The organism is Citrobacter sp. C13, from assembly GCF_014596815.2.
Taxonomy (GTDB): domain Bacteria; phylum Pseudomonadota; class Gammaproteobacteria; order Enterobacterales; family Enterobacteriaceae; genus Citrobacter; species Citrobacter portucalensis.
This window is the reverse complement of record NZ_CP115024.1, coordinates 3,303,808-3,321,521: the sequence shown is the minus strand read 5'-3', so window position 1 is coordinate 3,321,521 and position 17,714 is coordinate 3,303,808. Positions and strand designations below refer to the sequence as shown.

Genomic DNA, 17,714 nt, shown 5'->3' with positions numbered 1-17,714 from the left:
TTTATAGGGTTAAACACTGAATGCTGGTGCGAGCAGCGGCTTGCGGGTACAGCCTGGCGACGTTTGCCAGTAGCGGGAGCAGGCCATTTGAATCGCGGTAATACTCAAACTGATTCGGTAACAGAATTCTTTTGCCCTGGTCGTCCAGCTCCCTGTATTTGAGCCAGTTATGGATATCGAACTGGCTGGCGCGAGAGAGCCATCCCCCTGAACCGACGACTTTGCGTACGGTGGTGAGATCGCGACCCATCTGTAAATCCACATTACCCACGCAGGTGCAAACCTGCTTTTTAGTGCCCGCGTGGCGCTCAGCGGCATAGCCCACGCATAAACCTGCCAGCAGGGTGTCGAAATATTTCTCTTCCTCGCTGAGTGGCAGGTAATCCGGTTGCCCAACCAAGTGGCGTAGATAGCGGTAAAACGCTTCCTCGCGCTGTGGCTGCTGGGCGAAGATGACTTTCACCATATCCTGCGTGCTTTCTCCCACCACAACGGCGGAAACGCGCATGCCAAGGTCGCCTTCAACGGTACGTTTGACGAACGGTTCAGGAACACCATGCAGGACGGTATCGGGGGAGAGGGTATTCGCGCTGGCCGAATAGACATCCGTGGTGGCTCCGCCCATATCAATCAGCATGAATTCCTTCCATGCGCTGTCGTAATCGCTAATGGCTTTGACTAACTCATATACCGTCCATGGCGTCGGCATAGGCTCTTCGCCTGTTTCGCCGACGATAACGTCCAGACCTTTGCCTTTGACGATGCGTGACAAGAACACATCGCAAATCGCCTGGCGCGCGGCAAACGGATTCGGGTGATCGAGGTCCGGCAGAATGTTGTCTACCGTGGTCAGATCCTTATGTCCCAGAATCGTTTGTATTTCGTCCTGAATGTCCCGGTTTCCGGCGTAGATAATGGCGCAATCAAGCTTTGAGCCTGCCAGCGCGTGTGCATTCGCCAGGCCGTAACTTTCTTCGCCACCGTCTGTCCCGCCGGTAAACAACAGAATGTCTGGTGGTGATGATTCCAGCTCCTGGATGTCATGACGGTTCAGCTTGTACGAATAATATTGCGCGATTTTCGCTCCTGCCGAATGGGCGGTAACTTTTGCCGACTCCAGCGTAATGGAAGGCACCAGCCCCATTGCTGCAACGGCGAGCCCACCTTTCGCTGAGGAGGAGTATTTCAACTGCACTTCACCACTTTTCAGTAACGGGCGAGCATCGGCAACATTCAGCACCTGATTCAGGCTGGCAAAAAAACCGTCTGCCAGATGATGTGTGGTGGTTGGGGTCAGGACATGGTTTACCAGGGTTAATTCCTCGCCTTCATGTGCGAAGAGGGCTGCCTTGGTCCATGTCGAGCCGATATCGACAGAAACTGTTTGCATCAGATGGCCTCTTCCAGGCAACGCTGTTCGAGGCCATTGTGTTGGTGAATATCATTAGTGATAAGCGCGCAAACATCTTCCAGATCGTGGCTGGGGGCGAAGACCCGGTTAAAGCCCATCTCTTTAAACTTCACTTCCACGTCGGCGAAGTCATGTTTACCGACGACCAGGTTGCCGCCGACGTACAGCAGAATGTCGCCAAGGCCGCGTTCGATGCAGCGCTCACGTAACCCGAGGCAGTCAATGTCGCCATGACCGTAGATAGAGGACACCACGATGGCATCGGCGCCTGTTTCAATCGCAGCATCAATATATTCATCCTGGCTCACCATCACCCCGAGGTTGATTACGTGAAAATCATGAGCAGTAAAAACGCGATCCAGAACTTTATTACCTACTGCATGGCAGTCAGCACCGATGACGCCAATAACAAGTGTAGATTTCTTCATGGGTAATCCTCTGTAGGGCTGATGGTCAATAAGTGAAATTATTTTCTAATATTTAGAACATGGATTGTGACAACCTCTTAATAGGGTTGGAGTTTCTGTGGAAGCGAAAAAGGAAGCAATTGATCTATTTTCAAAATATCCTGAGAAAAATGATTGTTATATTTATTTGGTGTAAAATTCTTTTGTAATCAATGTGATGCGATGTGTTTTTTTAACTGCTTTTAATTTATTAGAGAATTGGGTAATAAATGACTTGCCATGTTTGTGATCGAAATCTTATTTTGTTATGCGCGCCATTTATGACGTGTTTTAAATAATTTCAAAAATCCCAATTACTAATTAACTTGTGAACGACATAACGGTTTTTTATTTTTTAATCTTATATGTCATAATTCATTTTTGTTAAATTTAGGATAAAAATGATAAGGAAATGTTTGTGGCATATTTAATCTTTGCCACATAAGAGAAGAGGGGGTGTTAATGATAACTTTCAGTGATGATTTAAGCGAAACGTCAGCATTCTCTCGCAGAACGACAAACGCAATGCATCGGTCATTGTGGAACGTTTTCGCTTCCAGTTGAGATAGTTACATCTCGGTGTTAATTATAAGTAAAATTTAAATGAATAATTTGTATGAAATAACAAATCCATGACTTGCTAAACAAAAAACTGTGAGCTACCCAGCATTAGTGATTCTTTATCTGCTATCAATTTAGTCAGCCGGGCTGGTTAAAAGATCGTGTACATTTAAATAAATATCCTATCATTTGTAGTAACGGCAATTACTCATTGAAAAACATGTTGTTAACATGGCGTTTACTAGTAGCGTGAGTGCTAAACACTATTAACATTAAATTTGAAAATTGATTTAAATCAATGTTTAAAACTTGGAAAACAGCATCAAAAGAGGTTAAATTGCTTCAGATCAAATTGGTCTGAAAGTGGTAAATTAGCTATAAATTGATCACTATCGAAAAATGCAAATTTGTCTCGATAAAAACCTGTTTATTGTAAGGATTTTACGGCGTAATATAATTGCGGGATCAATTTGAGTGTTTTATTAACATGTTTGTAACTTTTCATCATTATCCTTTCTTCAAATGAGAGGGAAGGGTAGCGGCGGAAGGAAGCAGATAAATTTGTATTGGGGCATGCGTGTGACCCTTTCTAACGGGGTTCACTCTCGGAGTCTTCATGCGATGAGCAAGGAGTCATGATGTTAGATATAGTCGAACTGTCGCGCTTACAGTTTGCCTTGACCGCGATGTACCACTTCCTGTTTGTGCCACTGACGCTCGGTATGGCGTTCTTGTTGGCCATTATGGAAACGGTCTACGTCCTTTCCGGCAAACAGATTTATAAAGATATGACCAAGTTCTGGGGCAAGTTGTTTGGTATCAACTTCGCTCTGGGTGTGGCTACCGGTCTGACCATGGAGTTCCAGTTCGGGACTAACTGGTCTTACTACTCCCACTATGTAGGGGATATTTTCGGTGCGCCGCTGGCGATCGAAGGTTTGATGGCCTTCTTCCTCGAATCCACCTTTGTAGGTCTGTTCTTCTTCGGCTGGGACCGTTTGGGTAAAGTCCAGCATATGTGTGTCACCTGGCTGGTGGCTCTGGGTTCTAACCTGTCTGCGTTGTGGATTCTGGTTGCGAACGGCTGGATGCAGAACCCAATCGCAGCGGATTTCAACTTCGAAACCATGCGTATGGAGATGCTGAGCTTCTCTGAACTGGTGCTCAACCCGGTAGCACAGGTGAAATTTGTTCACACTGTGGCATCTGGTTATGTATGTGGCGCGATGTTCGTTCTGGGTATCAGCTCCTACTATATGCTGCGCGGTCGTGACTTCGCGTTTGCTAAACGTTCTTTTGCTATCGCTGCCAGCTTTGGTATGGCTGCTATTCTGTCTGTTATCGTTCTGGGTGATGAATCTGGTTACGAAATGGGTGACGTGCAGAAAACCAAACTCGCTGCGATTGAAGCAGAATGGGAAACTCAGCCTGCTCCAGCTTCCTTTACGCTGTTCGGTATTCCGGACCAGGATGCGCAGGAAAACCATTTTGCGATTCAGATTCCTTATGCGCTGGGCATCATTGCCACCCGCTCTGTTGATACACCGGTCATTGGTCTGAAAGACCTGATGGTGCAGCACGAAGAGCGTATCCGTAACGGGATGAAAGCGTATCAGTTGCTGGAAGAACTGCGTGCTGGTACTACCGACCAGGCCGTTCGCGACCAGTTCAACAGCATGAAGAAAGACCTGGGTTATGGTCTGCTGTTGAAACGCTATACGGATAACGTCACCGACGCGACCGAAGCGCAAATTCAGCAGGCAACGAAAGATTCTATTCCTCGCGTTGCGCCGCTGTACTTCGCTTTCCGTATCATGGTGGCATGCGGCATTCTGATGCTGGCAATCATTGCGGTGTCCTTCTGGACCGTGCTTCGTAACCGTATCGGTGAGAAAAAATGGCTGCTGCGCACCGCGCTGTATGCGATTCCTCTGCCGTGGATTGCTATTGAATCCGGTTGGTTTGTTGCAGAGTACGGTCGTCAACCGTGGGCGATTGGTGAAGTGTTACCAACAGCCGTAGCGAACTCTTCGCTGACTGCTGGCGACCTCATCTTCTCGATGCTATTGATTTGCGGCCTGTATACCCTGTTCCTGGTGGCTGAACTGTATCTGATGTTCAAGTTCGCACGCCTTGGGCCGAGTAGCCTGAAAACCGGTCGTTATCACTACGAGCAGTCCACTGTGACTTCTCAGCCGGCACGCTAAGACAGGAGTCGTCAAATGATCGATTATGAAGTATTGCGTTTTATCTGGTGGCTGCTGGTTGGCATTCTGCTGATTGGTTTTGCGGTCACTGATGGCTTCGACATGGGGGTGGGCATGCTCACCCGTTTCCTCGGTCGTAATGATACCGAGCGTCGAATTATGATTAACTCCATCGCCCCGCACTGGGACGGTAACCAGGTTTGGCTCATCACCGCGGGTGGCGCACTGTTCGCTGCCTGGCCGATGGTCTATGCAGCTGCGTTCTCCGGTTTCTATGTGGCGATGATTCTGGTTCTGGCGTCCTTGTTCTTCCGTCCGGTCGGTTTTGACTACCGCTCTAAGATTGAAGATATGCGCTGGCGCAACATGTGGGATTGGGGCATCTTCATTGGTAGCTTCGTGCCACCGCTGGTGATTGGCGTGGCGTTCGGCAACCTGCTGCAAGGGGTTCCGTTCCACGTAGATGACTACATGCGTTTGTACTACACCGGTAACTTCTTCCAGTTGCTGAATCCGTTTGGTCTGCTGGCGGGTCTCGTGAGCGTTGGGATGATCATCACCCAGGGTGCGACCTATCTGCAGATGCGTACGGTAGGTGAACTGCATTTGCGTGCTCGTGCAACTTCACAGGTTGCGGCGCTGGTGACTCTGGTCTGCTTCGCGCTGGCCGGTGTGTGGGTGATTTACGGTATTGACGGTTATGTTGTGACCTCTGCACTGGATCATCATGCCGCCTCTAACCCGCTGACCAAAGAAGTTGCTCGTGTGGCTGGCGCATGGATGGTGAACTTTAACAATGCACCTATCCTGTGGTTGGTTCCTGCACTGGGCGTGGTTCTGCCGCTGTTGACCATCCTGACTTCTCGTATGGAGAAAGGGGCATGGGCGTTCGTCTTCTCCTCACTGACGTTAGCCTGCATCATCCTGACTGCCGGTATCGCAATGTTCCCGTTTGTGATGCCATCCAGCACCATGATGAACGCAAGTTTGACCATGTGGGATGCCACCTCCAGCCAGCGTACATTGAATCTGATGACCTGGGTCGCGGCGGTGTTTGTACCGATCATTCTTCTGTACACCAGCTGGTGTTACTGGAAGATGTTCGGTCGCATCACTAAAGAAGATATTGAAAGCAACACCCACTCTCTGTACTAAGTAAGGAGCTTAAAATGTGGTATTTCGCATGGATTTTGGGAACGCTTCTTGCCTGTGCATTTGGGATAATCACAGCGCTGGCGCTTGAGCACGTTGAATCAGGCAAAGCCGGGCAAGAAGATAGCTAATGACCAACATTATCGCGATGGTATACAACGCGATGGACAAGCGCCCCTTGCGGGCGCTTTCATTTGTGCTGGCAATCGTGTTGGCTGGCTGCATATTCTGGGATCCGTCACGTTTTGCGGCCAAAACCAGTGAGCTTGAAATCTGGCATGGTTTCCTGCTGATGTGGGCGGTCTGCGCAGGCATTATTCACGGCGTTGGCTTCCGTCCTCGCGCCGTACATTGGCAGGGCATCTTCTGCCCGCTGATCGCGGATATTGTCCTCGTTGTTGGTCTGATTTTCTTCTTCTTTTGAATAAGAAACATCCTTAAATATTTATGGGCTTGCATAAGCCCATAATTTTTTACTCTCCGTTTACTTTCCCCCATTCCAAAGCACCATTCCCGCGCGTATAGTAGCGAAGTTTGAAAGCACTAACCTTTTGTTGCATTACCGGGATGTACAGTGAAGACAGCGCGATATACAACGACATTCTTGATGCATCGCGGCGGCAAGAACGCGAATCACCAGACGCTTACAAAGGTAAGTAACTGGTGTGAGTGGGCGAAGCCAACAAAGAGGCAGTAGGAATGAATAAGTATATGTTTCGATGGCCGGTTCGTGTCTATTATGAAGATACCGATGCCGGTGGGGTGGTTTACCACGCCAGTTACGTCGCTTTTTATGAAAGAGCACGCACAGAAATGCTTCGTCATCATCACTTCAGTCAGCAGGTCCTGTTGGCCGAACGTGTAGCCTTTGTGGTGCGCAAGATGACCCTCGAGTATTTTGCGCCTGCCCGGCTCGACGATATGCTCGAAGTTCAAACCGAAATTACGTCAATGCGTGGCACCTCATTGGTTTTCACGCAACGCATTGTCAACGCAGAGAACACCGTGCTGAATGAAGCCGAAGTTCTAATTGTTTGCGTTGATCCACTCAAAATGAAGCCTCGTGCGCTTCCCAAGTCTATTGTCGCGGAGTTTAAGCAGTGACTGACATGAATATCCTTGATTTGTTCCTGAAGGCAAGCCTTCTGGTTAAACTTATCATGTTGATTTTGATTGGTTTCTCAATCGCATCCTGGGCCATCATCATCCAACGGACCCGTATTCTTAATGCTGCTTCGCGTGAAGCCGAAGCATTTGAAGACAAGTTCTGGTCCGGCATTGAATTGTCGCGCCTGTACCAGGAAAGCCAGGGGCGTCGTGATAATTTGGCGGGCTCGGAACAAATTTTCTATAGCGGATTCAAAGAATTTGCGCGTTTGCATCGGGCAAATAGCCACGCGCCGGAAGCGGTCGTAGAGGGGGCTTCCCGTGCGATGCGTATCTCGATGAACCGTGAACTGGAAACGCTGGAAACGCATATTCCATTCCTCGGCACAGTTGGCTCCATCAGCCCGTATATCGGTCTGTTCGGTACCGTTTGGGGGATCATGCACGCATTTATCGCGCTGGGCGCGGTAAAACAGGCGACGCTGCAAATGGTCGCACCGGGTATCGCAGAAGCGTTGATTGCAACGGCTATCGGTCTGTTTGCGGCAATCCCGGCGGTTATGGCCTACAACCGTCTGAACCAGCGCGTGAACAAACTGGAACTGAATTACGACAACTTTATGGAAGAGTTCACCGCGATTCTGCACCGCCAGGCGTTTACCGTTAGCGAGAGCAACAAGGGGTAAGCCATGGCCAGAACGCGTGGACGAGGTCGTCGCGAACTCAAGTCCGAAATCAATATTGTACCGCTGCTCGACGTACTGCTGGTGCTGTTGCTGATCTTTATGGCAACCGCACCGATCATTACGCAGAGTGTGGAAGTCGACCTGCCGGATGCGACCGAGTCGCAAGCCGTCAGCAGTAACGACGAACCCCCGGTCATTATTGAAGTTTCCGGTATTGGGCAATACAGCGTGGTGGTTGAGAAAGATCGTATGGATCAACTGCCGCCGGAGCAGGTTATCGCGGAAGCGAAAAGCCGCCTGCAGACCAATCCGAAAACGGTCTTTTTAATCGGTGGTGCGAAAGACGTGCCTTATGATGAAATAATTAAAGCGCTGAACTTGTTACACAGTGCAGGCGTAAAATCGGTTGGCTTGATGACGCAGCCAATCTGATGACTGCGTTTTGCTGGCTTGAAAGATAGCACGTAACAGGCGAACAGTTTTTTGGGAACCGAGAGTGTCAAAGGCAACCGAACAAAACGACAAGCTCAAAAGGGCGATAATTATTTCAGCGGTGCTGCATGTCATTTTATTTGCAGCGCTGATCTGGAGTTCGTTCGATGAGCACATTGATGCTTCAGCCGGCGGCGGTGGCGGTTCGTCCATCGACGCCGTTATGGTCGATCCTGGCGCCGTTGTGCAACAGTACGACAGGCAGCAGCAACAGCAGGCAAGTGCGAAACGTGCTGAAGAGCAGCGTGAAAAGCAGGCGCAGCAGCAAGCTGAAGAACTTCGCGAGAAGCAGGCAGCTGAGCAAGAGCGACTGAAGCAGATGGAAAAAGAACGTTTAGCCGCGCAGGAAAAAGTGCGCGAACAGGCGGAACAGCAGAAGCAAGCTGAAGCCGCCGCAGCGAAAGCGCAAGAGCAACAGAAACAGGCTGAAGAGGCTGCGGCGAAGGCTGCTGCAGACGCGAAGGCTAAAGCTGATGCTCAGGCTAAGCAAGCGGCAGATGCCGCGAAGAAAGCCGCTGCGGACGCACAGAAAAAAGCTGAGGCTGAAGCCGCTAAAGCCGCCGCTGATGCGAAGAAAGCTGCAGAAGCACAAGCTGCTAAGGCAGCTGCGGACGCTGCGAAGAAAGCACAAGCTGAAGCCGCTAAGCAAGCTGCAGCCGAGAAAGCTGCTGCTGAGAAAGCAGAAAAAGCCGCTGCCGCGAAAGCTGCCGCTGCTGAAAAAGCGGCGGCTGATAAGAAAGCCGCTGCAGAAAAAGCAGCAGCAGACAAAAAAGCTGCAGCTGAGAAAGCCGCTGCCGATAAGAAAGCTGCGGCAGATAAAGCAGCTGCTGCTAAAAAGGCTGCGGCCGAAAAAGCCGCTGCAGCCTCTGGCGTTGACGACTTGTTGGGCGACCTGAGCTCCGGTAAGAATGCACCGAAATCGGGCGGTGGAGCGAAAGGAAACAATGCTTCCCCGGCAGGGAGTGGTAATACTAAAAATAATGGCGCATCAGGCGCGGACATCAGTAATTATGCAGGGCAGATTAAATCTGCTATTGAAAGTAAGTTCTACGACGCATCGTCCTATGCAGGCAAAACCTGTACGCTGCGGATAAAACTGGCTTCTGATGGTATGTTGCTGGATATTCAGTCTGAAGGTGGAGATCCCGCACTTTGTCAGGCTGCGCTTGCCGCAGCCCGACAGGCGAAGATTCCAAAACCACCAAGCCAGGCGGTATACGAAGTATTTAAAAACGCACCTCTGGACTTTAAACCGTAAGCTGGGTTTTCCCGAATTTTCGGAAGAAAACGGTCTAAGGTTGAGACAGAGTTCTGGTAGTTTTGTGTATTTGAGTTTGTTAACATTCTGCTAAATTATCGTGGGCTTTCCGTCCAGATAAGGGAGATATGATGAAGCAGGCATTACGAGTAGCATTTGGTTTTCTGATGCTGTGGGCAGCGGTGCTGCACGCAGAAGTACGTATCGAGATCACCCAGGGGGTGGACTCGGCGCGCCCGATTGGTGTTGTCCCCTTCCAGTGGGCAGGACCGGGTGCTGCACCTGAAGATATCGGTGGTATCGTAGGTGCTGACCTGCGTAACAGCGGTAAATTTAACCCGTTAGACCGTTCTCGTCTGCCTCAGCAGCCCGGTACCGCGCAGGAAGTTCAACCTGCCGCTTGGTCTGCGCTGGGCATTGATGCCGTAGTCGTCGGCCAGGTTACGCCGAACCCGGATGGTTCTTACAGCGTTGCCTATCAGCTGGTTGACACCGGTGGCGCACCGGGTACCGTACTGGCACAGAACACCTATAAAGTGAACAAGCAGTGGCTGCGTTACGCGGGCCATACTGCAAGTGACGAAGTGTTTGAAAAACTGACCGGCATTAAAGGTGCATTCCGTACCCGTATCGCTTATGTTGTTCAGACCAACGGTGGTCAGTTCCCGTACGAATTACGTGTGTCCGACTACGATGGTTACAACCAGTTCGTGGTACACCGTTCTCCGCAGCCGCTGATGTCTCCGGCGTGGTCACCGGACGGTTCAAAACTGGCGTACGTTACCTTCGAAAGCGGTCGTTCTGCGCTGGTTATTCAGACACTGTCTAACGGCGCGGTTCGTCAGGTAGCCTCGTTCCCACGTCACAACGGTGCGCCTGCGTTTTCTCCGGATGGCAGCAAACTGGCGTTTGCCCTGTCTAAAACCGGTAGCCTGAACCTGTATGTCATGGACATTGGTTCCGGTCAGATCCGTCAGGTGACGGATGGTCGTAGCAACAACACGGAACCTACCTGGTTCCCGGACAGCCAAAACCTGGCCTTTACGTCTGACCAGGCCGGTCGTCCGCAGGTTTATAAAGTTAACGTCAACGGCGGTGCTCCGCAGCGCATTACCTGGGAAGGTTCGCAAAACCAGGATGCGGATGTGAGCAGCGACGGTAAATTTATGGTAATGGTAAGCTCGGCCAACGGTCAGCAGCACATTGCCAAACAAGATCTGGTAGCGGGTGGCGTACAAGTTCTGTCGTCAACGTTCCTGGACGAAACGCCAAGTCTGGCACCTAACGGCACTATGGTAATCTACAGCTCTTCTCAGGGGATGGGATCCGTGCTGAATTTGGTTTCTACAGATGGGCGTTTCAAAGCGCGTCTTCCGGCAACTGATGGACAGGTTAAATTCCCTGCCTGGTCGCCGTATCTGTGATAATAAATAATTGATTAATAAAGGAATCATTGAAATGCAACTGAACAAAGTGCTGAAAGGGCTGATGATTGCTCTGCCTGTTATGGCTATTGCAGCGTGTTCTTCTAACAAGAACGCCAGCAATGACGGCAGCGAAGGCATGCTGGGTGCCGGCACTGGTATGGATGCAAACGGCAGCGGCAACATGTCTTCTGAAGAGCAAGCGCGTCTTCAGATGCAACAGCTGCAGCAGAACAACATCGTTTACTTCGATCTGGACAAGTACGATATCCGTTCTGACTTCGCTGCAATGCTGGATGCTCACGCTAACTTCCTGCGTAGCAACCCGTCTTACAAAGTCACCGTAGAAGGTCATGCGGACGAACGTGGTACTCCTGAGTACAACATCTCCCTGGGTGAGCGTCGTGCGAACGCCGTTAAGATGTACCTGCAGGGTAAAGGCGTTTCTGCTGACCAGATCTCCATCGTTTCTTACGGTAAAGAAAAACCTGCAGTACTGGGTCATGACGAAGCGGCTTACGCCAAAAACCGTCGCGCCGTACTGGTTTACTAAGAGAATTGCATGAGCAGTAACTTCAGACATCATCTGTTGAGTCTGTCGTTACTGGTTGGCATAGCGGCCCCCTGGGCCGCTTTTGCACAGGCGCCAATCAGTAGTGTCGGCTCTGGCTCGGTCGAAGACCGTGTCACTCAACTCGAGCGTATTTCTAACGCTCACAGTCAGCTTTTAACCCAACTCCAGCAACAACTCTCCGATAATCAGTCCGATATTGATTCCCTGCGCGGTCAAATTCAGGAAAATCAGTATCAACTGAATCAGGTTGTTGAACGCCAGAAGCAGATATTGCTGCAGATGAATAATCTTGGCAGCGGTAGTGCACCTGCGGCGCAATCAGCGGGCGGCGATCAGAGTGGGGCAGCAGCAACCCCTGCACCTGATGCGGGTGCAGCGGCAGCGTCAGGTGCTCCGGTACAAACTGGCGATGCGAATACCGATTACAATGCGGCCATTGCTCTGGTGCAGGATAAATCCCGCCAGGATGACGCGATTGAAGCATTTCAGAACTTCATTAAAAAGTACCCAGACTCAACTTACCTGCCAAATGCGAATTACTGGCTGGGTCAGTTGAATTACAACAAGGGGAAAAAAGATGATGCAGCGTTCTATTTTGCTTCTGTAGTCAAAAACTTCCCTAAATCACCAAAGGCTGCAGACGCGATGTATAAAGTCGGTGTCATCATGCAGGACAAAGGTGATAAAGAGAAAGCGAAAGCCGTTTATCAGCAGGTTATCACTAAATACCCTGGCACTGATGGCGCGAAACAAGCGCAAAAACGCCTTGGCGCGATGTAATGAACACCATGCGACCAGAAATCGTGTTAATTCTGGTCGCGTCGTGTGATTCCTAAGCAGTTGAGTTATTTACATCGAAATTTTTGTTGCGCTAAAATCTGAAATCAGTAATATATGCCGCCGTTGCCAAGGGATATCAAACAGCCCGAAAGCGGCAAAAAAAGTGGGTCGTTAGCTCAGTTGGTAGAGCAGTTGACTTTTAATCAATTGGTCGCAGGTTCGAATCCTGCACGACCCACCACTAACTTAGTTAGTAAGTAGTATCCAGCGCAGTATCGGGTGATTAGCTCAGCTGGGAGAGCACCTCCCTTACAAGGAGGGGGTCGGCGGTTCGATCCCGTCATCACCCACCACTCGGGGCGTTAGCTCAGTTGGTAGAGCAGTTGACTTTTAATCAATTGGTCGCAGGTTCGAATCCTGCACGCCCCACCAATTTATTGGTGGTGCCGAGTAAAAATTTTCAGGTTATACCCGAGCGGGTCGTTAGCTCAGTTGGTAGAGCAGTTGACTTTTAATCAATTGGTCGCAGGTTCGAATCCTGCACGACCCACCATCCTGAAAGTATAAAGAAGTAAACCCCATAAGGGGGCGTTAGCTCAGTTGGTAGAGCAGTTGACTTTTAATCAATTGGTCGCAGGTTCGAATCCTGCACGCCCCACCAGTGTAAAAAGGCGCCCTAAAGGCGCCTTTTTGCTATCTGCGATTTATAAGATTCGAACCTGCTTGCCTGATGCGCTTCGCTTATCAGTCCTACAGACGACACTATTCACGTAGGCCGGATAAGACGTCAGTCGCCTTCCGGTATTCATCACACGCAATTATTGTGACTTTCTTACGCCAATCCGCTATCTTGTTTAGCATATAAAACAAATCTAACCGAATACGGCGTGCGTCACGCTTTTAATCGGTTATTTCGTTAAGCCAGTAAAACGAGAAAGCAAGATGAGCGTGATGTTTGATCCAGAAGCAGCAATTTATCCGTTTCCGCCGAAGCCAGCCCCGCTGAGTGTGGATGAAAAGCAATTTTATCGTGAAAAAATCAAGCGCCTGCTGAAAGAGCGTGATGCCGTTATGGTCGCGCACTATTACACCGATCCTGAAATTCAGCAGTTGGCCGAAGAGACCGGTGGTTGTATTTCTGATTCTCTGGAGATGGCGCGTTTCGGCTCAAAACATTCTGCCTCTACGCTGTTGGTTGCAGGCGTGAGGTTTATGGGGGAAACCGCCAAAATCCTCAGCCCGGAAAAGACCATCCTGATGCCGACCCTACAGGCGGAATGCTCATTAGATCTGGGCTGTCCGATTGATGCGTTCAGCGCGTTTTGCGATGCGCATCCGGATCGTACCGTGGTGGTTTACGCCAATACCTCAGCCGCCGTTAAAGCACGTGCGGACTGGGTCGTCACATCCAGTATCGCGGTAGAACTTATTGAGCATCTTGATAGTTTAGGTGAAAAAATCATCTGGGCTCCGGACAGACATCTGGGCAACTACGTACAAAAACAGACCGGTGCAGACGTTCTTTGTTGGCAGGGGGCCTGTATCGTCCACGACGAATTTAAAACTCAGGCTTTAACACGCATGAAGGGGCTTTACCCTGATGCTGCGGTGTTGGTGCACCCGGAGTCCCCCCAGTCTATCGTTGATATGGCCGATGCGGTTGGCTCAACCAGCCAGTTAATCAACGCAGCTAAATCGTTACCGCATCAACAGCTGATTGTGGCTACTGACCGGGGCATTTTTTACAAAATGCAGCAGGCTGTTCCGGATAAAGAGTTACTCGAAGCGCCGACGGCTGGTGAGGGGGCAACCTGTCGCAGCTGTGCGCATTGTCCGTGGATGGCGATGAACGGCCTCAAGGCGATTGCTGAGGGCCTGGAACAAGGCGGAGCGGCTCATGAGATACATGTTGATGCTGGGCTGCGAGAAGGGGCGTTGTTGCCGTTAAACCGCATGTTGGAATTTGCGGCTACACTTCGAGCTTAATTAATATTTTTGCTCTGGGGGAAAAGATGGACTTTTTTAGCACGCAGAACATTCTGGTACAAATTCCGATTGGCGCTGGCGGTTACGATCTGTCTTGGATCGAAGCTGTGGGGACGATCGCCGGGTTGCTGTGTATTGGCCTGGCGAGCCTTGAGAAAATCAGCAATTACTTCTTCGGCCTGATAAACGTCACGCTGTTTGCGATTATCTTCTTTCAGATCCAGCTCTATGCAAGCCTGTTGCTGCAAGTTTTCTTTTTTGCCGCCAACATCTACGGCTGGTATGCCTGGTCCAGGCAAACCAACCAGCATGAAGCGGAACTGAAAATTCGCTGGCTGCCGTTACCAAAAGCGATCGGCTGGCTGGCGGCTTGCGTGGTGGCGATCGGCCTGATGTCGGTCTATATCGATCCGGTCTTTGCGTTCCTGACCCGCATTGCGGTGAACATTATGCAGGCATTGGGATTACAGGTTGTTGTGCCTGAGTTGCAACCCGATGCATTCCCATTCTGGGACTCCTGCATGATGGTGTTGTCGATTGCGGCGATGATCCTGATGACGCGTAAGTACGTTGAAAACTGGCTGCTGTGGGTGATCATTAACGTAATAAGCGTAGTGATTTTCGCCCTGCAAGGCGTATATGCCATGTCGCTGGAGTATGTGATCCTGACTGTTATCGCCCTGAACGGTAGCAGGATGTGGATTAACAGCGCGCGTGAGCGGGGGTCCCACGCGCTGTCCCATTAATGGTGATGGTGTGAATGGCCGGATACCCCCTGATACAGGTGGCAGTCCGGCCCATTACACGGCTGATACTCCATCTGGATCGTGGCGTGTTCAATCTGGTAGTGATGGATAAGGAAGTGCTGAATACGCTCCAGCAGCGCGTCGTGATCGTGCGGCGGAACCACCTGCACATGCAGCGTCATTACCGGTTTTTCACCCACCATCCAGACATGGACATGGTGTACATTGCGGACTTCAGGGATATCCCGGCTGAGATGGCGCTGCAGTGCGGCGATATCCAGCGTCAGCGGGGCGCCTTCCAGTAATTCATTAACGCTATCCTTTAACAGTCGCCAGGCGCTACGCAGTACCAGCACGGAAACCAGAATCGAGAGAATCGGGTCCGCAGGCGTCCAGCCCGTCCAGATAATAATCAGCGCAGCGATGATCGCCCCGACCGAGCCGAGTAAATCGCCCATCACATGCAGTGCCGCGGCGCGGACGTTCAGGTTTTTCTCCTCACTGCCGCGGTGTAGAACCCAAAAAGCCAGCACGTTGGCCAGTAAACCCGCGACAGCTATAACCATCATCATGCCGCCAGCCACGGGGCGGGGCGTATGGAAACGCTCAATGGCTTCCCAGACGATTAAAATGGTGATCACGACCAATGCGATGGCATTAACAAACGCGGCCAGTGTCGTGAGCCTCAGCCAGCCGAAGGTGTGTCGTATTGTGGGCGGGCGCTGGGAAAACCGGACGGCCAGCAGCGCAAAAAGGAGCGCTGCGGCATCAGTGAGCATATGCCCGGCATCGGCCAACAAGGCCAGTGAACCTGAAAGTAATCCACCCACCACTTCAACCAACATAAATCCGGCTGTAATGCAGAATGCAAACATCAAGCGGCGGGCATTATTGTCCTTGGGTTGCTCAGAAGAAGTATGAGTATGCGAGTGCGCCATTATGCCATCCCTTTGTTATTCTCATCTTTACTGTATGCCATCATACCGTTTTTGGGATGATAAAATTAAAAAGGAGAGCTATTGCTCTCCCATTATTAGCTTTATTTTCAGCGTTACTGCGTAGTGCCATCAGTTTTTGTCTCAGCATCATTGTTAATGCCGTTTCCGGTCTCAACCTTCTTATTCACATCAGGGCAGCGACCGTCCTTACACATGGTGTTTTTGTGCATCTCGTCTTTGGTCATCCCTTCATGGTTCATTGATGAACCGTCCGGGTGCAGCATTGTGCCACCCGAATTCACGTTACTGTTGTCGACATTATTTGGTGCCACGTTTTCGCGTGCGTCTGGGGCGACCTGACCGGCATCCGCCGAGGAATTTGCCTGGCCGTTATTGGACTGCGTATTGGTTTCAGCTGCCAGCGCCGCGCCGCTGGCGAGGCTGAGTGTAGCGGTAAGAAAGAGTGAAGCCAGCTTTGTCATATGCATAATATGCTCCTGTTATGGTCGATATGTCGGATAACGTCTTCCAACAGTGCATGTGCCAGTTACATCATCAATATGTGGTTAATAGTTTTGCCAGAGAAATTAAACCCAGCATAGAATCTTGAAATTTATGAAAATTAAAGCTGTTACAGTTATAAATTGTAGGTTGAATCTAGTTTTTCGCTACTTTATTGCGTTTTTTGGGCCAATTCCAGGATTAATCCGTCCAAAGTGTAAAACCCCGTTTACACTTTATGACTGAAGATATAGATTGGAGGGATTGCATTCATTTATATAAGTATGGCAACGCTGGAATAATCATGAATTATCAGAACGACGATTTACGCATTAAAGAGATCAACGAGTTATTACCGCCAGTCGCATTGTTGGAAAAATTCCCCGCTACCGAAAATGCCGCAAACACGGTGGCTCATGCCCGTAAGGCGATTCATAAAATCCTGAAAGGGAGTGACGATCGCCTGCTGGTAGTGATTGGGCCTTGCTCTATTCATGATCCGGCAGCCGCCAAAGAGTATGCCGCTCGCCTGCTGGCGCTGCGTGAAGAGTTAAAAGGCGAGCTTGAAATCGTTATGCGCGTCTATTTTGAAAAACCGCGAACTACCGTCGGCTGGAAAGGGCTTATCAACGATCCGCACATGGACAACAGCTTCCAGATCAACGATGGGTTGCGCATTGCGCGTAAACTGCTGCTGGATATCAATGACAGCGGATTGCCTGCTGCGGGTGAATTCCTCGATATGATTACGCCGCAATACCTCGCCGACCTGATGAGCTGGGGCGCGATTGGGGCACGTACCACAGAATCTCAAGTGCACCGCGAATTGGCGTCTGGTCTGTCCTGCCCGGTTGGCTTTAAAAACGGTACTGATGGCACGATAAAAGTAGCGATTGATGCGATTAACGCCGCAGGAGCGCCGCACTGCTTCCTGTCTGTGACCAAATGGGGCCATTCGGCGATCGTGAATACCAGTGGTAATGGCGATTGCCATATTATTCTGCGCGGCGGCAAAGAGCCGAACTACAGCGCTCAGCACGTTGCCGACGTGAAAGAAGGTCTGATCAAAGCAGGGCTTTCAGCGCAGGTGATGATCGACTTTAGCCATGCCAACTCCAGCAAGCAGTTCAAAAAGCAGATGGATGTCGCGAAAGATGTTTGCGGACAAGTTGCTGGGGGCGAAAAAGCAATTATTGGCGTGATGATCGAAAGCCATCTGGTAGAAGGTAATCAGAACCCGGATAGCGGTGAGCCGCTGACCTACGGTAAAAGTATCACTGACGCCTGCATTGGCTGGGAAGATACCGATGCGGTGTTGCGCCAGCTGGCGGATGCTGTAAAAGCGCGCCGCGGTTAAAAAATTCATCCGGGCTACGCTCGGTAGGCCGGATAAGGCAACGCCGTCATCCGGCAATAAAAAAGCGTGGAGCATTCCACGCTTTTTT

Annotated in this window: 18 protein-coding genes and 5 tRNA genes; 19 read left to right on the top strand and 4 right to left on the bottom strand. The window is 50.4% G+C overall.

Annotated elements, in window-relative coordinates:
- Position 1: 1 nt before the first annotated feature.
- Entirely contained in the window at positions 2–1,390 is a 1,389-nt protein-coding gene (gene glmL / locus IB222_RS16025) for a methylaspartate mutase accessory protein GlmL (protein WP_003831429.1), read from the bottom strand.
- Positions 1,390–1,839, bottom strand: coding sequence for a methylaspartate mutase subunit S (gene glmS / locus IB222_RS16020; protein WP_003022963.1), 450 nt, complete (start codon positions 1,837–1,839; stop codon positions 1,390–1,392). Before glmS ends, glmL begins: the two co-directional genes overlap by 1 nt.
- Before the next feature lie 1,217 nt (positions 1,840–3,056).
- Between glmS and cydA the strand changes: the two genes are divergently transcribed.
- The 18 genes from cydA (at position 3,057) to pnuC (ending at position 14,830) form a co-directional block, all read left to right on the top strand.
- A complete protein-coding gene (cydA, locus tag IB222_RS16015) occupies positions 3,057–4,625 on the top strand; it encodes a cytochrome ubiquinol oxidase subunit I (RefSeq protein ID WP_003022965.1) in 1,569 nt (522 codons plus the stop codon).
- Between the two features lie 15 nt (positions 4,626–4,640).
- The gene (cydB, locus tag IB222_RS16010; RefSeq protein WP_149384145.1) at positions 4,641–5,780 is read left to right on the top strand and encodes a cytochrome d ubiquinol oxidase subunit II; all 1,140 of its coding nucleotides are present in this window, start codon (positions 4,641–4,643) and stop codon (positions 5,778–5,780) included.
- A 14-nt stretch (positions 5,781–5,794) separates the two neighbouring features.
- Positions 5,795–5,908, top strand: coding sequence for a cytochrome bd-I oxidase subunit CydX (cydX, locus tag IB222_RS16005; RefSeq protein ID WP_003022970.1), 114 nt, complete (start codon positions 5,795–5,797; stop codon positions 5,906–5,908).
- Positions 5,908–6,201: a cyd operon protein YbgE gene (gene ybgE / locus IB222_RS16000; protein WP_003831434.1), complete on the top strand. Its 294-nt coding sequence runs from the start codon at positions 5,908–5,910 to the stop codon at positions 6,199–6,201. Before cydX ends, ybgE begins: the two co-directional genes overlap by 1 nt.
- A gap of 275 nt (positions 6,202–6,476) precedes the next feature.
- Positions 6,477–6,881, top strand: a complete 405-nt coding sequence (gene ybgC, locus IB222_RS15995) for a tol-pal system-associated acyl-CoA thioesterase (RefSeq protein ID WP_003831439.1) — start codon at positions 6,477–6,479, stop codon at positions 6,879–6,881.
- Positions 6,878–7,570, top strand: a complete 693-nt coding sequence (tolQ, locus tag IB222_RS15990) for a Tol-Pal system protein TolQ (protein ID WP_003022976.1) — start codon at positions 6,878–6,880, stop codon at positions 7,568–7,570. Before ybgC ends, tolQ begins: the two co-directional genes overlap by 4 nt.
- 3 nt (positions 7,571–7,573) lie before the next feature.
- Positions 7,574–8,002: a colicin uptake protein TolR gene (gene tolR, locus IB222_RS15985; protein WP_003022978.1), complete on the top strand. Its 429-nt coding sequence runs from the start codon at positions 7,574–7,576 to the stop codon at positions 8,000–8,002.
- 64 nt (positions 8,003–8,066) lie between these two features.
- Positions 8,067–9,320: a cell envelope integrity protein TolA gene (gene tolA, locus IB222_RS15980; protein ID WP_149384146.1), complete on the top strand. Its 1,254-nt coding sequence runs from the start codon at positions 8,067–8,069 to the stop codon at positions 9,318–9,320.
- A gap of 131 nt (positions 9,321–9,451) precedes the next feature.
- On the top strand, positions 9,452–10,744 hold the full coding sequence (tolB, locus tag IB222_RS15975; protein WP_003022981.1) for a Tol-Pal system beta propeller repeat protein TolB: 1,293 nt from the start codon (positions 9,452–9,454) through the stop codon (positions 10,742–10,744).
- Positions 10,745–10,778: 34 nt separating this feature from the next.
- Entirely contained in the window at positions 10,779–11,297 is a 519-nt protein-coding gene (gene pal, locus IB222_RS15970) for a peptidoglycan-associated lipoprotein Pal (protein ID WP_003022983.1), read from the top strand.
- 9 nt (positions 11,298–11,306) lie between these two features.
- The gene (gene cpoB / locus IB222_RS15965; protein ID WP_003831441.1) at positions 11,307–12,098 is read left to right on the top strand and encodes a cell division protein CpoB; all 792 of its coding nucleotides are present in this window, start codon (positions 11,307–11,309) and stop codon (positions 12,096–12,098) included.
- A gap of 165 nt (positions 12,099–12,263) precedes the next feature.
- A tRNA-Lys gene (locus IB222_RS15960) sits at positions 12,264–12,339 on the top strand.
- Between the two features lie 36 nt (positions 12,340–12,375).
- A tRNA-Val gene (locus IB222_RS15955) sits at positions 12,376–12,451 on the top strand.
- 3 nt (positions 12,452–12,454) lie between these two features.
- Positions 12,455–12,530 (top strand) — tRNA-Lys (locus IB222_RS15950).
- Between the two features lie 45 nt (positions 12,531–12,575).
- Positions 12,576–12,651, top strand: a tRNA-Lys gene (locus tag IB222_RS15945).
- A gap of 32 nt (positions 12,652–12,683) precedes the next feature.
- A tRNA-Lys gene (locus tag IB222_RS15940) sits at positions 12,684–12,759 on the top strand.
- Between the two features lie 281 nt (positions 12,760–13,040).
- Positions 13,041–14,084: a quinolinate synthase NadA gene (nadA, locus tag IB222_RS15935; RefSeq protein WP_149281364.1), complete on the top strand. Its 1,044-nt coding sequence runs from the start codon at positions 13,041–13,043 to the stop codon at positions 14,082–14,084.
- 26 nt (positions 14,085–14,110) lie between these two features.
- The gene (pnuC, locus tag IB222_RS15930; RefSeq protein WP_149384147.1) at positions 14,111–14,830 is read left to right on the top strand and encodes a nicotinamide riboside transporter PnuC; all 720 of its coding nucleotides are present in this window, start codon (positions 14,111–14,113) and stop codon (positions 14,828–14,830) included.
- Here the strand turns inward: pnuC and zitB are convergent.
- Positions 14,827–15,768 (bottom strand): CDF family zinc transporter ZitB, encoded by a 942-nt coding sequence (gene zitB, locus IB222_RS15925; RefSeq protein ID WP_063940679.1) that lies wholly within the window; start codon positions 15,766–15,768, stop codon positions 14,827–14,829. The genes pnuC and zitB overlap by 4 nt on opposite strands.
- 113 nt (positions 15,769–15,881) lie before the next feature.
- Complete coding sequence (locus IB222_RS15920) at positions 15,882–16,256, bottom strand: YbgS-like family protein (protein WP_149384148.1); 375 nt, start codon at positions 16,254–16,256, stop codon at positions 15,882–15,884.
- A gap of 317 nt (positions 16,257–16,573) precedes the next feature.
- On the opposite strand from IB222_RS15920, the gene aroG reads away from it, so the two are divergent.
- Positions 16,574–17,626, top strand: a complete 1,053-nt coding sequence (aroG, locus tag IB222_RS15915) for a 3-deoxy-7-phosphoheptulonate synthase AroG (RefSeq protein WP_003831449.1) — start codon at positions 16,574–16,576, stop codon at positions 17,624–17,626.
- Positions 17,627–17,714 lie beyond the last annotated feature (88 nt).

What these genes read in the sequence shown, in the direction of transcription:
- zitB (WP_063940679.1), bottom strand. Translation starts at nt 15,768, where the DNA reads ATGGCGCACTCGCATACTCATACTTCTTCTGAGCAACCCAAGGACAAT.
- pnuC (WP_149384147.1), top strand. Translation starts at nt 14,111, where the DNA reads ATGGACTTTTTTAGCACGCAGAACATTCTGGTACAAATTCCGATTGGC.
- cydB (WP_149384145.1), top strand. Translation starts at nt 4,641, where the DNA reads ATGATCGATTATGAAGTATTGCGTTTTATCTGGTGGCTGCTGGTTGGC.
- ybgE (WP_003831434.1), top strand. Translation starts at nt 5,908, where the DNA reads ATGACCAACATTATCGCGATGGTATACAACGCGATGGACAAGCGCCCC.
- pal (WP_003022983.1), top strand. Translation starts at nt 10,779, where the DNA reads ATGCAACTGAACAAAGTGCTGAAAGGGCTGATGATTGCTCTGCCTGTT.
- nadA (WP_149281364.1), top strand. Translation starts at nt 13,041, where the DNA reads ATGAGCGTGATGTTTGATCCAGAAGCAGCAATTTATCCGTTTCCGCCG.
- cpoB (WP_003831441.1), top strand. Translation starts at nt 11,307, where the DNA reads ATGAGCAGTAACTTCAGACATCATCTGTTGAGTCTGTCGTTACTGGTT.
- tolR (WP_003022978.1), top strand. Translation starts at nt 7,574, where the DNA reads ATGGCCAGAACGCGTGGACGAGGTCGTCGCGAACTCAAGTCCGAAATC.
- glmL (WP_003831429.1), bottom strand. Translation starts at nt 1,390, where the DNA reads ATGCAAACAGTTTCTGTCGATATCGGCTCGACATGGACCAAGGCAGCC.
- aroG (WP_003831449.1), top strand. Translation starts at nt 16,574, where the DNA reads ATGAATTATCAGAACGACGATTTACGCATTAAAGAGATCAACGAGTTA.
- ybgC (WP_003831439.1), top strand. Translation starts at nt 6,477, where the DNA reads ATGAATAAGTATATGTTTCGATGGCCGGTTCGTGTCTATTATGAAGAT.
- cydX (WP_003022970.1), top strand. Translation starts at nt 5,795, where the DNA reads ATGTGGTATTTCGCATGGATTTTGGGAACGCTTCTTGCCTGTGCATTT.
- cydA (WP_003022965.1), top strand. Translation starts at nt 3,057, where the DNA reads ATGTTAGATATAGTCGAACTGTCGCGCTTACAGTTTGCCTTGACCGCG.
- IB222_RS15920 (WP_149384148.1), bottom strand. Translation starts at nt 16,256, where the DNA reads ATGCATATGACAAAGCTGGCTTCACTCTTTCTTACCGCTACACTCAGC.
- glmS (WP_003022963.1), bottom strand. Translation starts at nt 1,839, where the DNA reads ATGAAGAAATCTACACTTGTTATTGGCGTCATCGGTGCTGACTGCCAT.
- tolB (WP_003022981.1), top strand. Translation starts at nt 9,452, where the DNA reads ATGAAGCAGGCATTACGAGTAGCATTTGGTTTTCTGATGCTGTGGGCA.